The sequence below is a fragment of the Streptomyces fungicidicus genome, from assembly GCF_003665435.1.
Taxonomy (GTDB): Bacteria; Actinomycetota; Actinomycetes; order Streptomycetales; family Streptomycetaceae; genus Streptomyces; species Streptomyces fungicidicus.
Window position 1 is genome coordinate 1,749,134 of record NZ_CP023407.1, and the last position, 12,280, is coordinate 1,761,413.

A 12,280-nucleotide genomic window follows, 5' to 3' on the forward strand; every position below is an offset into this window, starting at 1 on the left:
CCCGAGGGCACAGCACACCAAGGACGGTGATTCATGGCCGACGCCGCCATGACCACGACGTTCCTCGCCGTGATCGGCGGGGCGTCGCTGCTCGCCGTCACCGCGCGACGGCTACGGCCGAGCGACCGGCTGCCCTCGCTGGAGGGCTGGGCGCTTGCCGACCGGAGCCTCACGACCGGCTGGACCTGGCTGCTGCTCGGCGGGACGGTCTACACGGCGTACACCTTCACCGCCGTCCCCGGTCTGGCCTACGGCAACGGCGCGCCCGCCTTCTTCGCGGTGCCCTACACGGTGATCGTCTGTCCGCTCGCGTTCGTGCTGCTCAGCCGGCTGTGGAGCGTGGCCCGGCGGCACGGCTACATCACCGCCGCCGACTTCGTGCGCGGCCGGTACGGGTCACCGCCGCTGGCCCTGGTCGTCGCGCTGACCGGCATCCTGGCGACGATGCCGTACCTGGCGCTGCAACTGCTGGGCATCCGCGCGGTGCTCACCGCGGGCGGGCTGTACCCGCACGGCGCCACCGGGGACCTGGTGATGGTGGCGGTGTTCGCGGGGCTCGCGGTGGCCACCTACCGGCACGGGCTGCGGGCCCCCGCGGTGATCTCCGCGCTGAAGGCGGTGGCGGTGTTCGTCTCGCTCACCGCCGTCTGCTGGCTGGTGCTGCGCCGGTTCGGCGGGCCCGGCGCGGTCTTCGACGGCGCGGCGCGCGCCCTCGGCGGCACCGACACGGCCCACTCCCCGCTGCTGCTGACGCCGGGACAGCAGCCCGCCTACGCCACGCTCGCGCTGGGTTCCGCGCTCGCCCTGCTGATGTACCCGCATGTGCTGACCGCCGGGTTCGCCGCCGACGGGACGCGCACCCTGCGCAAGGTGTCGGCGGGGCTGCCCGCCTGGACGGCGCTGCTGGCGCTCTTCGGGTTCCTCGGCATCGCGGCCCTGGCGGCCGGGGTGCGGGCCCCCGAGGGCGGCGCCGAGGCCGCCGTGCCGATGCTGGTCGACCGGCTGATGCCGGGCCCGCTGGCCGGGCTGGTGTTCGGTTCGATCGTGGTGGGCGCGCTGGTGCCGGCCGCGGTGATGTCGATCGCCGCGGCGACGAGCTTCGTACGGAACGTGTACGTCGAGTACGTCCATCCGACGGCCACGCCGAAGCGTCAGGTGCGGGTCGCCAAGGCGGTGTCGCTGACCGCGAAGCTCGGGGCGGTGGCGTTCGTGTTCGGGCTGCGCGACCAGGACGCCATCAACCTCCAGCTGCTCGGCGGGGTGTGGATCCTGCAGATCTTCCCGGCGGTGGCGGTCGGCCTGTACAGCCGGTGGCTGCACCCGCGGGCGCTGCTCGCCGGCTGGGCCGTGGGCATGGCAGCCGGGACGTACCTGGTGGTGCGTGAGGGGTTCTCCTCGATCGTGCCGCTCGACGCCGGGGCGGGACCGCTGGAGATCTACGCCGGGGTCGCCGCCCTGCTGCTCAATCTGACCGTCGCGGTGGCCGGCACCCCGGTCCTCGCACGCCTCGGCGTCCCGCGCGGCGCCGACGCCACCGACCTGCCGTCCCGCCTGATGGTCGGGCGACGTCCACAGACGGGAGCGAACCACCCGTGAGACGCAGACAGCACTCCCAGGCCACCCTGCCGCCCGCCCCCACCCCCGCGGCGGCAGCGGCGGCGGGGCCGCTCGGGCCGGCGGTCACCGGCCCGGCCGATCTGGAGCGGGAGGCCGGCGTCGCCCGCCTCTTCGAGCTGCACTACTCCTCGATGCTGCGGCTGGCCGTGCTGCTCGGCGCGGACGACCCGGAGAACGTGGTGGCCGAGGCGTACTACCAGATCTACCGCAAGTGGCGGCGGCTGAAGGACGTGGCCGCGGCGGAGGCGTATCTGCGCTCCACGGTCTGCAATCTGACCCGGATGCGGATCCGCCACCTCCAGGTCGCCCGCCGGCACGAGGAGCGTCCGCCGGCGCCGGCGGACGAGATCGTGGCGTCCGCCGAGAACACCGCGCTGCTCCACGACGACCAGCGGGTACTGCTCGACGCGCTCCAGCACCTTCCGGCCCGGCAGCGCGAGGCACTGGTGCTGCGCCACTGGCTCGGGCTGAAGGAGAGCGAGATAGCCGCCGCGATGGGGATCTCCCGCGGCTCGGTGAAGACCCACACCTCGCGCGGGATCGCCGCGCTCACCCAGGCGATGGAGGCGCGGCGATGACGCATCGAGATGCGACTCCGTCGCGTGGCACCGGCCCGGACCGCACGGACAACGAGCCGGTCCAGCCGCGTCCGCCGGGCGCCGACCGCACCGAACGGGAACTCCGGGACGCCCTGCGGGCCCTGGCCGGCGGGGTGCTGCCCGACCCGGACGCCTACCGCACGGCCCGCGGCGAGTGGCTGCGCCGCGAACGCAGGCGGCGGCTGGTCCTCACCGTGCTCGTCGCGGTGGTGTTCGCGCTGGCCACGCTGATCGGCCTGTGGGTGCTCAACCAGGCCCCGGCGAACCCCGGCGTGATCTTCAACGGCGACGGCGCGGCGGCGGCCGACGGCCCGTCACTCCCCCGGCGCCTGCCCTGATTGCGGCCCCCTTCGGCCGGGAACCCGCACCCCGTGCACCGTATCGAGGACTACGCGCTCATCGGCGACGAACAGACCGCTGCCCTGGTGGGCGTGGACGGCTCCGTGGACTGGCTCTGTCTGCCCCGCTTCGACTCGGCGGCCTGCTTCGCCCGGCTGCTCGGGAACGAGGACAACGGGCACTGGCGCATCGCCCCGGCCGGCGCGGACCGGTGCACCAGGCGGTCCTACCGCAAGGACACGCTGGTCCTGGACACCGAGTGGGAGACCCCCGACGGGGCGGTGCGGGTCACCGACCTGATGCCGCAGCGCCACCGGGCACCCGACCTGGTGCGGATCGTGGAGGGCGTACGCGGTGAGGTGACCGTGCGCAGCACGCTGCGGCTGCGCTTCGACTACGGCTCGGTCGTGCCGTGGGTGCGCAGGGCGGACGGCCACCGGGTGGCGGTGGCCGGGCCGGACTCGGCGTGGCTGCGCAGCGTGCCGGAGGTGGACACCCGGGGCGAGGACCACAGCACCGTCTCGGAGTTCACGGTGCGGGAGGGCGAGCGGGTGGCGTTCGTGCTCACCTGGCACCCCTCCCACGAGCCGCGGCCCCCGCTGGTCGACCCGTACTCCTCGCTGCGGCACAGCGTCACGGACTGGCGCGCCTGGGCGGCCCGCTGCCGCTACGACGGGCCGTACCGGGACGAGGTCGTCCGGTCGCTGATCACCCTCAAGGCGCTCACCTACCGTCCCACCGGCGGCATCGTCGCCGCGGCCACCACCTCGCTGCCGGAGGAGCCGGGCGGGGTGCGCAACTGGGACTACCGCTTCTGCTGGCTGCGCGACTCCACACTGACCCTGAACGCGCTGCTGGCCGCCGGCTACCAGGACGAGGCGGAGGCCTGGCGCAACTGGCTGTTGCGCGCGGTCGCGGGCGACCCGGGGGACCTGCAGATCATGTACGGGCTCGCGGGCGAGCGGCGGCTGCCGGAGTTCGAACTGCCGTGGCTGTCCGGCTTCGACGGCGCCGTGCCCGTGCGGATCGGCAACGACGCGGTGAACCAGCTCCAGCTGGACGTGTACGGCGAGGTCGTGGACTCCCTGGCGCTGGCCCGGCGTTCGGGGCTGTCCGCGCATCCGGACGTGTGGGCCCTGCAGTCGGTGCTGCTGACGTTCCTTCGCTCGGCCTGGCGGCAGCCGGACGAGGGGCTGTGGGAGGTGCGCGGCGGCCGGCGCCACTTCGTGCACTCCAAGGTGATGGTGTGGGTGGCCGCCGACCGCGCGGTGCGCGCCATGGAGGAGGACCCGGACCTCGAAGGGGACCTGGAGGGCTGGCGGGAGCTGCGCGAGGAGGTCCACCGGGAGGTGTGCGAGAAGGGGTACGACCCCGAGCGGAACACCTTCACCCAGTCCTACGGCTCACGCGAACTGGACGCCGCGCTGCTGCTGATCCCCCGGGTGGGGTTCCTGCCGCCGGACGACCCGCGGGTGCTCGGCACCATCGAGGCGGTCCGCGCGGAGCTGGGGCAGGACGGCTTCGTGCGCCGTTACACCCCGGACGCCGCCACCCTCGACGGGCTGCCCGGCGCGGAGGGCACGTTCCTGGTGTGCTCGTTCTGGCTGGCGGACGCCCTGCACATGACGGGGAGGACCAAGGAGGCACGGGAGCTGTTCGAACGGCTGCTGGGCCTCACCAACGACGTGGGGCTGCTGGCGGAGGAGTACGACCCGGCGGCCGGGCGGCTGCTGGGCAACTTCCCGCAGGCGTTCAGCCACATCGGCCTGGTGAACACCGCTCTCGCCCTGTTCGGGGACGAGGAGGCAGGATAGGGCCATGGATCTTGGACTGAAGGACCGGGTGTACGTCGTGACCGGGGCGACCCGCGGGCTGGGCAACGCCTCGGCGCGGGAGCTCGTCGCGGACGGGGCGAAGGTGGTCGTCACGGGGCGGGAGGAGGAGTCCGTCGCGGAGGCGGCGGCCGCGCTGGGGCCGGACGCGGTCGGGGTGGCCGTCGACAACGCCGATCCCGGTGCGGCGGCGCGGCTGATCGCCACCGCGCGGGAGCGGTTCGGGCGCTTCGACGGCATTCTCGTCAGCGTGGGCGGGCCGCCGCCGGGGTTCGTCGCCGACACCACCGACGAGCAGTGGCAGGCCGCGTTCGAGTCGGTGTTCCTGGGTGCGGTGCGGATGGCGCGGGCGGCCGCGGCGGAGCTGGGCGAGGGGGGTGTCATCGGGTTCGTGCTGTCGGGGTCGGTGCACGAGCCGATTCCGGGGCTGACGATCTCGAACGGGCTGCGGCCGGGGCTGGCCGGGTTCGCCAAGTCGCTGGCGGACGAGCTGGGGCCGCGGGGCATCCGGGTGGTGGGGGTGCTGCCGGGGCGTATCGACACGGACCGGGTGCGGGAGCTGGACGCGTTGTCCGCCGATCCGGAGGCCACTCGGCGGGCGGCGGAGTCGCGGATTCCGTTGCGGCGGTACGGGACTCCTGCGGAGTTCGGGCGGGCGGCGGCGTTCTTGATGTCGCCGGCGGCGTCCTATGTGACGGGTGTGATGGTGCCGGTGGACGGTGGGGTGCGGCACGGGTTCTGATGCCGGTGCGGGGCCCTGCGGGGGCGGGTGCCGGTGCCGGTGCTGGTGCTGGGCGGGGGGTGTTGCGCGGCCCGGCGCTTGCGGGGTGCCGTCGCGCCCACCCGTGCCGCCCCAGCGGCACGACTGCCCGCGGAGTGCGGGGGCGGAGGCGTGGAGTGCGGGGGCGCGGAGTGCGTGGTGCGGGGGTGAGGTGGGTCAGGTGACTCGTTCTGGGGGGTGTTTTCGGGTGTGCAGGTGGAGGGTTGTGGGGAGGGCGGGGAGGGTCGCCGAGGTGCGGGCGTGGGTGAGGGGGCCCTCGGCGAAGGTGCGCAGGGCCGTCGCCGGGTCGATGTGAGGTTCCAGATGGAGGAGGATCCTCGCCTTCGGCGTGCCTCTGCGGCCGGTGAGCAGGACGCGGGCCCGGGCGACGCCGTCCAGGTGAGTCGCCTCGTCGGTGAGGGCCTGTTCCAGGGCCCGCCCGCGCAGTGACGCCTCCTCGTCGTCGCCGGTGTCCACCACCACCTCGGCCACTCGCCGCCGGCGGAGCACCGCGAGCAGCCACCACAGGCAGAGCAGCACCAGCACGGCGAGGAAGGCGATCACGGCCGGCCACCACCACCCCTGGTCCCGCCACCGGGTCCGCTCGGAGTCGCTCAGCAGCACGTCGTGCCGCCCGTCGTGCAGCCACCACGAGGGCGCCGGCGCGCCAAGACCGATCGCCAGCACCGACCCGCCGAGGGCGACGAGCACCAGCCCCACGATCCCGGTCAGCACCCGGTTGATGATGCCGAGCACCCCTACCGCCCCTTCCGGCCGGGCCGCCGTACCCGCAGCGACAGCTCGGGCGGCCGGGCCAGGCCCAGCCCCCTCACGGCCTCGTTGAGCACCGCGGCCAAGTCGGCCCGTACGTCGTCCAGTTCACGGAAGTGCGACACCGCGCGGACGTCCGCACGGGCGCGTTTCACCCTGACCCGCACCGCCCGCACGCCGGCCACCTCCATGGCCCGGTCCCGCAGCACCGACTCGGCGGCGTCCCGGTGCAGTCCCGCGCGGACGTCGGGGTCGGCGCGGCTCATGGGGAACACGGAGCGCAGACCGGGCGTGAGCGCGAGCGCCAGCAGCCAGAGTCCGAGCGCGGCCGCGACGCCGGCCCCGGTCAGCACCCAGGGGTCGTCCAGGGGCCGTTCGGCGAGTTGCCGGGCGAGATCCCGGCGCCAGCTCAGCGCGGTACGGCCGGCCCGCACCGCCACGACGTCGTACAGGAACGCGGCCGCGATCACCAGGATCACCAGCGCGACCAGGCCCGCGGGGACCCGGCGCGCCGACCAGAAGCGCCGCCGGCGGCCGGCCTCGCCGGGCACGGCGGTCGCGCCGTCCCCGGCCGGCGGCCTGCCCTCCAGGAGCGTGCCCTCGAGGTCGCTCATCGCGTCCTCCCCCGGGACTCCACCGGCCCGGCCGCCACGTGCAGCCGTTCGACCAGCACGACGACCTCCGGCACGTGCATGTCCGCCAGCGCGCGCACCCGTTCCACCACCCGGCGCCGCACCTGTGCGCACCGGCCGCCGATGTCGCCCGGATAACCGAGTTCGACGTGCACCCGGACGCGGGCGGCGTCGTGCCGTACGACGACGGTGGCGTGCGGTGGCGCCGCGTCCGGCGGCAGGGGGCCGACCGCCTCGCGTGCTGCCTGCGAGGCGATCTTCGCGACCACCCGGTCGGCGATCCTGGTCGCCCCGCGCTCGCCCGGCGCCACGGCGGCCGGACCCCGGCCTGGCTCGGTGACCGTGGTCAACGCCGTCACCGCCGCCGTTCGTCACGGGAGCGGAAGAAGTCGCCGAACTCCAGGTCCCCCTCGAGGAACCGGCCGACGACGAATCCGACCGCACCCAGGGCCGCCACCAGCAGAAATGCCCCGAATCCGCCGAAGTACCCGGCGAAGGCCAGGGCCATGCCGGCGATCATGCCGACCACGGCCATGTTCATGGTGCGCTCCGTTCGCTCGCCGGTTCCTCACTGAAGCCGGGTCTCCGGCTCCTCTTCCTCCTCGTCGGGCAGCTTCACGTCGCTGACCGCGATGTTGACCTCGACGACCTCCAGGCCGGTCATCCGCTCGACCGCCGCGACGACGTTCTCCCGCACGTCCCTGGCGACGTCTCCGATGGACACGCCGTAGTCGACGACGATCTCCAGGTCGAGCGCGGTCTGCAACTCGCCGACCTCGGCCTTCACACCGCGCGTCACCGCCTTGGAGCCACCGGGCACCCGGTCGCGGACGGCTCCGAAGGTCCGCGACAGCCCGCTGCCCATGGCATGCACGCCGAACACGTCCCGCGCGGCCATCCCCGCGATCTTCTCCACCACGCCGTCGGCGATGGTGGTACGGCCACGGGCCCCGGGGGCGCCCGTGCCGCGCCGGGCCTGCCGGCCCTTCTGCGAGGTGCTCTCCGAGAGGGTCTTCTCCGTGTCGGTGGCCCGCGGCGGGCCACCCTCGGTCATGTCGGTCATCGCCGTACATCCCTTCGGTCGTCCCCCAAGGACCACGTTATGCGCGGTTGCCCGGCTTCGCGCCTGAGATGCGTCAGGCTGGAGGAATGACGGCGGACCGGTTGACACGGGCGGTGCGGCAACAGGTGGGGCTGGGCAGGTTCCTGGCCCTCGGCGGACCACGCGACGGCGGGTGGATCGCGGAACGGGCGGCGGAGGTGGTGCTGCGGCGCGCGGTGACGCGGGACGCGCCGGGCGTACGCCTGGACGGGGTGCGGATCGGGCTCGCCGGGCCGGAGGCGGTGGGCCGGGCGGGTGAACCGGCCGTGTCGGTCTTGCCGGCCGTGCCGGCTCCGCCGGGTGCTCTGCCTCCGGAGCCGCTGCGGGTGACGGCGGAGTTCTCGGCCACGGCGGCCCGGCCGCTGCCGGAGACCGCGGAGCGTGTGCGCGCGGTGCTGGCGGAGGGGGCGGTGGAGCGGATCGGGCTGGACGTGGTGGAGGTGGATCTGCGGGTGGCGGAGCTGCTGGAGGTGGAGCCCGTGCCGTCCGCGGAGGGGGGTGGGGAGGCGGGTTCCGGGCCGCCGGAGTCCGGTGAGGGCGGTGTCGGCGGCGACGCGGAGGTGGAGCGGGTGGGGGTGGCGGCGCTTGCCGTGCCGGGGGTGAGTCGGCTCACGGGGGTGCTGGGGAGGTCGGTGCAGGTGAGCGAGCGGGCGTCCGTGGGGGCTCTGCCTCGGCGGCATGTGCGGGTGGATCTCGCGGTTGCGGGGGGTGTGCGTCCGCTGGATGTGGTGCGGGGGGTTCGGGTGGCGGTGGGGGCGGTGCTGCCGGACGGGCCGACGGTGGCGGTGCTGGTCACCGCGGTCGACTGAGCGGTGCCGGGGTGTGCTGGGGCGGGGGTGGGGTGCGCGGCCCGGCGCTTACGGGGTGCCGCTGCGCCCACCCGTGCCGCCCCAGCGGCACGACTGCCCGCAGCTGCGGAGGCTGGCGGGCGGGCGGGGTCAGTCGTCGAGGGTGGCGAGGTCTCGGAGGCGGCGGGTCTGGGCGGCGCGTTCCGCGGTGCGCTGTTCGTCGTAGGTGCGGTGCTGGGCGCCGCGGAGCAGGGACTTGGTCTCGATGACGGCGTCACGCGGGGCGGCCAGCAGCGCCGCGGCGAGGTCCTGGACCGCCGCGTCCAGCTCGGCCGCGGGCACGGCGAGGTTGGCCAGGCCGGTGCTGACGGACTCCTCTGCCGTGACGAAGCGGCCCGTCGCGCAGATCTCCAGCGCGCGGGCGTAGCCGACCAGCCCCACCAGGGGGTGCGTACCGGTCAGGTCGGGGACGAGACCGAGGCTGGTCTCGCGCATGGCAAACTGCACGTCGTCCGCGACGACGCGCAGGTCACAGGCGAGGGCCAGCTGGAAGCCCGCCCCGATGGCGTGTCCCTGGACGGCCGCGATGGACACCACGTCGTTGCGCCGCCACCAGGTGAACGCCTCCTGGTACTCGGCGATGGTCGCGTCCAGCGTGGCGTCGTCGCGGTGCGCGAGGTCGATGAACGACGGCTCGCCCTCGATTCCCTCGGGAGTGAACATCTGCCGGTCGAGACCGGCGGAGAAGGACTTGCCCTCCCCGCGCAGCACCACGACCCGGACGGAGCCGGGCAGCAGCCGGCCCGCCTCGGTCAGCGCCCGCCACAGAGCGGGGCTCTGCGCGTTGCGCTTGGCCGGGTTGGTCAGCGTCACCGTGGCGATCGCGTCGTCGACGGTGAGCCGTACGCCGTCCTTGTCGAGTACCGGACCGAGGTCCTGGGCGGACGAAGCCATGGGGCGCCTCCGATGGGTGCGGTCGTCTAAGTGACTGCACAGTAACCACCCGGCCGGTCAGTCGTCCGACCGGGTGGCCACCATCGGGATCGTGGCGCGCCCGGGTCAGGCCGAAGGGGCCTTTTTGCCCCGTGTCGCCCCGCCACGCCCTCGGAGCGTGACGCCCGACTCGCTGAGCATGCGGTGAACGAAGCCATACGAGCGGCCGGTCTCCTCGGCCAGCGCCCGGATGCTCGCACCGGCGTCGTACTTCTTCTTCAGGTCTGCCGCGAGCTTGTCGCGCGCGGCGCCGGTCACCCGGCTGCCCTTCTTCAGAGTCTCGGCCACCCGTGCCTCCTCATGGGAAGTGCGCTCTGGTCTCCTCATGATCACCCCTCCCGGCCCTCATGGCCACCCATTCGGCAAGGTCGATGAGACAAGGTTGTGACGACGGGAGCGCGTCCCCACATACGGAATGACAGATTCCGCGGGGTGCGAGCGGTACCTCCGAACGGGTTCCTCCGCGAAGTACCAGGTCAGAAAGGTGCGACGGCCGAGCCCCGGTCCACCGGGGACTCGGCCGCGAAATCCGTGTAGGACACACCTCGGGATGAGGAGATCTCACACGAATGATGGATCACCGATGGGCCGAATGATCCATACGCCGTGGATCACGCCTTCGGTCAACCGGTCAGGCGAGGGCGACCAGGTCCGCGTAGTCGGCGCCCCACAGGTCCTCGACGCCGTCCGGCAGCAGGATGATCCGCTCCGGCTGGAGCGCCTCGACGGCGCCCTCGTCGTGCGTGACGAGGACCACCGCGCCCTTGTACGTGCGCAGCGCGCCGAGGATCTCCTCGCGGCTGGCCGGGTCGAGGTTGTTGGTGGGCTCGTCGAGCAGCAGCACGTTCGCGGAGGAGACCACCAGGGTCGCCAGCGCGAGACGGGTCTTCTCACCGCCGGACAGGACACCGGCCGGCTTGTCGACGTCGTCGCCGGAGAACAGGAACGAGCCGAGCACCTTGCGGACCTCGACGAGGTCCAGGTCGGGCGCGGCGGAGCGCATGTTCTCCAGGACCGAGCGCTCGGGGTCGAGGGTCTCGTGCTCCTGCGCGTAGTAGCCGAGCTTGAGGCCGTGGCCGGGGACGACGGCGCCGGTGTCCGGCTGTTCGACGCCGCCCAGGAGCCGCAGCAGGGTCGTCTTGCCGGCGCCGTTGAGGCCGAGGATGACCACCCGGGAGCCCTTGTCGATGGCCAGGTCGACGTCGGTGAAGATCTCCAGGGAGCCGTACGACTTCGACAGGCCCTCGGCCATCAGCGGGGTCTTGCCGCAGGGCGAGGGCTCGGGGAAGCGCAGCTTGGCGACCTTGTCGGACTGGCGGACGTCCTCGAGGCCGGACAGCAGCTTCTCCGCGCGGCGGGCCATGTTCTGCGCGGCGACCGTCTTGGTGGCCTTGGCGCGCATCTTGTCGGCCTGGGCGTTGAGCGCGGCCGCCTTCTTCTCGGCGTTCTGCCGTTCGCGCCGGCGGCGCTTCTCGTCGGCCTCGCGCTGCTGCTGGTAGAGCTTCCAGCCCATGTTGTAGACGTCGATCTGGGCGCGGTTGGCGTCCAGGTAGAACACCTTGTTGACGACCGTCTCGACCAGGTCGACGTCGTGGGAGATCACGATGAAGCCGCCGCGGTAGGTCTTGAGGTAGTCGCGCAGCCAGACGATCGAGTCGGCGTCGAGGTGGTTGGTCGGCTCGTCGAGGAGCAGGGTGTCCGCGTCGGAGAACAGGATCCGCGCCAGCTCGACGCGGCGGCGCTGACCGCCGGAGAGGGTGTGCAGGGGCTGGCCGAGCACCCGGTCGGGCAGGTTCAGCGCGGCGGCGATGGTGGCGGCCTCGGCCTCGGCGGCGTATCCGCCCTTGGTGAGGAACTCCGTCTCCTGGCGCTCGTACTGCTTGAGGGCCTTCTCGCGGGTGGCGCCCTGTCCGTTGGCGATGCGCTGCTCGTTGTCGCGCATCTTGCGGATCAGCACGTCGAGGCCGCGCGCGGAGAGGATGCGGTCGCGGGCGAGCACGTCGAGGTCGCCGGTGCGGGGGTCCTGGGGCAGATAGCCGACCTCGCCGGAGCGGGTGACGGTGCCGCCGGCGGGGATGCCCTGGCCGGCGAGGACCTTGGTGAGGGTGGTCTTGCCCGCGCCGTTGCGGCCGACCAGGCCGATGCGGTCGCCCTTGGCGACGCGGAAGGTGGCGCTTTCGATGAGGACGCGGGCACCGGCGCGCAGCTCGATGCCGGAGGCGGAGATCACGGACAGACTCCAGGGCAGGTGTGGGTGGCGGTGGGCGGCTGAGGACGTTCCCGCCGTCTAATGCGCGAGGAGAATGGCCATGCGAGCCATTCTAACGGGGCGGTGCAAGCGCTTTTTTCTGCGTGCGGGTCCCCCGGCCGTCCTCGGCGGCCGGTGCCAAAATGGGCTACATCCGGACATACGGCTGAGGAGTGATCGCATGGCGGGTACGGGCGGCGGGCGTCCGAGCGTGGTTCCGACACTGCTGTACAGGGACGCGAAGGCGGCGATCCGGCAGCTCACGGAGGCCTTCGGGTTCACGGAGCTGTCGGTGTACGAGGGCGAGGACGGCACCGTGATGCACGCCGAGCTGGTGCAGGGAAACGGTGCGGTGATGCTGGGCACGAAGGGCCGCGGAGGGGTCTTCGACACGGCGATGGAGGGAGCGGGCCCTGCCGGGGTGTACGTCGTCGTGGACGACGCCGACGCACACCACCGGCGCGCGGTGGAGCAGGGCGCGGAGATCCTGATGCCCCCGACGGACCAGGACTACGGCTCCCGCGACTACCTGGCCCGCGACCTCGAGGGCAACGTCTGGAGCTTCGGCACCTACGCCCCGGAGACCGGGGGCTGAGGCC

At 73.3% G+C, this 12,280-nt stretch carries 15 protein-coding genes; 7 read left to right on the top strand and 8 right to left on the bottom strand.

Annotation, left to right across the window (positions count from 1 at the left end; genetic code table 11):
- Positions 1–33 precede the first annotated feature (33 nt).
- Genes CNQ36_RS07910 through CNQ36_RS07930 form a run of 5 tightly spaced genes read left to right on the top strand, consistent with a single transcriptional unit; the run spans position 34 to position 5,129 of the window.
- Entirely contained in the window at positions 34–1,596 is a 1,563-nt protein-coding gene (locus tag CNQ36_RS07910; protein ID WP_121545461.1) for a sodium:solute symporter family protein, read from the top strand.
- A complete protein-coding gene (locus tag CNQ36_RS07915; protein WP_121545462.1) occupies positions 1,593–2,195 on the top strand; it encodes an RNA polymerase sigma factor in 603 nt (200 codons plus the stop codon). Before CNQ36_RS07910 ends, CNQ36_RS07915 begins: the two co-directional genes overlap by 4 nt.
- Entirely contained in the window at positions 2,192–2,554 is a 363-nt protein-coding gene (locus CNQ36_RS07920; protein ID WP_121545463.1) for a hypothetical protein, read from the top strand. Before CNQ36_RS07915 ends, CNQ36_RS07920 begins: the two co-directional genes overlap by 4 nt.
- Before the next feature lie 33 nt (positions 2,555–2,587).
- Complete coding sequence (locus CNQ36_RS07925; protein WP_121545464.1) at positions 2,588–4,369, top strand: glycoside hydrolase family 15 protein; 1,782 nt, start codon at positions 2,588–2,590, stop codon at positions 4,367–4,369.
- A 4-nt stretch (positions 4,370–4,373) separates the two neighbouring features.
- Positions 4,374–5,129, top strand: a complete 756-nt coding sequence (locus tag CNQ36_RS07930; RefSeq protein WP_121545465.1) for an SDR family oxidoreductase — start codon at positions 4,374–4,376, stop codon at positions 5,127–5,129.
- Between the two features lie 195 nt (positions 5,130–5,324).
- Here CNQ36_RS07930 and amaP read toward each other — a convergent pair whose 3' ends face one another.
- The 5 genes from amaP to CNQ36_RS07955 are packed head-to-tail and all read right to left on the bottom strand — an operon-like array spanning position 5,325 to position 7,613.
- Entirely contained in the window at positions 5,325–5,903 is a 579-nt protein-coding gene (amaP, locus tag CNQ36_RS07935; RefSeq protein ID WP_121545466.1) for an alkaline shock response membrane anchor protein AmaP, read from the bottom strand.
- A 2-nt stretch (positions 5,904–5,905) separates the two neighbouring features.
- A complete protein-coding gene (locus tag CNQ36_RS07940; protein WP_228312931.1) occupies positions 5,906–6,532 on the bottom strand; it encodes a DUF6286 domain-containing protein in 627 nt (208 codons plus the stop codon).
- Positions 6,529–6,909, bottom strand: a complete 381-nt coding sequence (locus CNQ36_RS07945; protein ID WP_121545467.1) for a hypothetical protein — start codon at positions 6,907–6,909, stop codon at positions 6,529–6,531. The genes CNQ36_RS07940 and CNQ36_RS07945 overlap by 4 nt, the downstream gene beginning before the upstream one ends.
- Positions 6,906–7,091 carry a hypothetical protein gene (locus CNQ36_RS07950; protein ID WP_121545468.1) on the bottom strand — a complete coding sequence of 62 codons (186 nt, stop codon included), beginning with the start codon at positions 7,089–7,091 and terminating at the stop codon, positions 6,906–6,908. The genes CNQ36_RS07945 and CNQ36_RS07950 overlap by 4 nt, the downstream gene beginning before the upstream one ends.
- Positions 7,092–7,118: 27 nt before the next feature.
- Positions 7,119–7,613: an Asp23/Gls24 family envelope stress response protein gene (locus tag CNQ36_RS07955; protein WP_121545469.1), complete on the bottom strand. Its 495-nt coding sequence runs from the start codon at positions 7,611–7,613 to the stop codon at positions 7,119–7,121.
- Between the two features lie 86 nt (positions 7,614–7,699).
- On the opposite strand from CNQ36_RS07955, the gene CNQ36_RS07960 reads away from it, so the two are divergent.
- Complete coding sequence (locus CNQ36_RS07960; protein WP_121545470.1) at positions 7,700–8,461, top strand: nucleopolyhedrovirus P10 family protein; 762 nt, start codon at positions 7,700–7,702, stop codon at positions 8,459–8,461.
- 129 nt (positions 8,462–8,590) lie between these two features.
- On the opposite strand, the gene CNQ36_RS07965 is transcribed toward CNQ36_RS07960, so the two are convergent.
- The 3 genes from CNQ36_RS07965 to CNQ36_RS07975 form a co-directional block, all read right to left on the bottom strand.
- On the bottom strand, positions 8,591–9,394 hold the full coding sequence (locus CNQ36_RS07965) for an enoyl-CoA hydratase/isomerase family protein (protein ID WP_121545471.1): 804 nt from the start codon (positions 9,392–9,394) through the stop codon (positions 8,591–8,593).
- Between the two features lie 105 nt (positions 9,395–9,499).
- Positions 9,500–9,721, bottom strand: a complete 222-nt coding sequence (locus CNQ36_RS07970; protein ID WP_029385158.1) for a helix-turn-helix domain-containing protein — start codon at positions 9,719–9,721, stop codon at positions 9,500–9,502.
- 343 nt (positions 9,722–10,064) lie between these two features.
- Positions 10,065–11,663 (bottom strand): ABC-F family ATP-binding cassette domain-containing protein, encoded by a 1,599-nt coding sequence (locus CNQ36_RS07975; protein ID WP_004933034.1) that lies wholly within the window; start codon positions 11,661–11,663, stop codon positions 10,065–10,067.
- 199 nt (positions 11,664–11,862) lie between these two features.
- Here CNQ36_RS07975 and CNQ36_RS07980 point away from each other — a divergent pair, with 199 nt between their 5' ends.
- On the top strand, positions 11,863–12,276 hold the full coding sequence (locus CNQ36_RS07980) for a VOC family protein (protein WP_121545472.1): 414 nt from the start codon (positions 11,863–11,865) through the stop codon (positions 12,274–12,276).
- The last annotated feature ends 4 nt before the right edge of the window (positions 12,277–12,280 follow it).

Bases quoted from the DNA above. Each gene is read 5' to 3' on its own strand.
- CNQ36_RS07955 (WP_121545469.1), bottom strand. From the start codon at position 7,613: ATGACCGACATGACCGAGGGTGGCCCGCCGCGGGCCACCGACACGGAG.
- CNQ36_RS07960 (WP_121545470.1), top strand. From the start codon at position 7,700: ATGACGGCGGACCGGTTGACACGGGCGGTGCGGCAACAGGTGGGGCTG.
- CNQ36_RS07930 (WP_121545465.1), top strand. From the start codon at position 4,374: ATGGATCTTGGACTGAAGGACCGGGTGTACGTCGTGACCGGGGCGACC.
- CNQ36_RS07965 (WP_121545471.1), bottom strand. From the start codon at position 9,394: ATGGCTTCGTCCGCCCAGGACCTCGGTCCGGTACTCGACAAGGACGGC.
- CNQ36_RS07920 (WP_121545463.1), top strand. From the start codon at position 2,192: ATGACGCATCGAGATGCGACTCCGTCGCGTGGCACCGGCCCGGACCGC.
- CNQ36_RS07910 (WP_121545461.1), top strand. From the start codon at position 34: ATGGCCGACGCCGCCATGACCACGACGTTCCTCGCCGTGATCGGCGGG.
- CNQ36_RS07940 (WP_228312931.1), bottom strand. From the start codon at position 6,532: ATGAGCGACCTCGAGGGCACGCTCCTGGAGGGCAGGCCGCCGGCCGGG.
- CNQ36_RS07950 (WP_121545468.1), bottom strand. From the start codon at position 7,091: ATGAACATGGCCGTGGTCGGCATGATCGCCGGCATGGCCCTGGCCTTC.
- CNQ36_RS07980 (WP_121545472.1), top strand. From the start codon at position 11,863: ATGGCGGGTACGGGCGGCGGGCGTCCGAGCGTGGTTCCGACACTGCTG.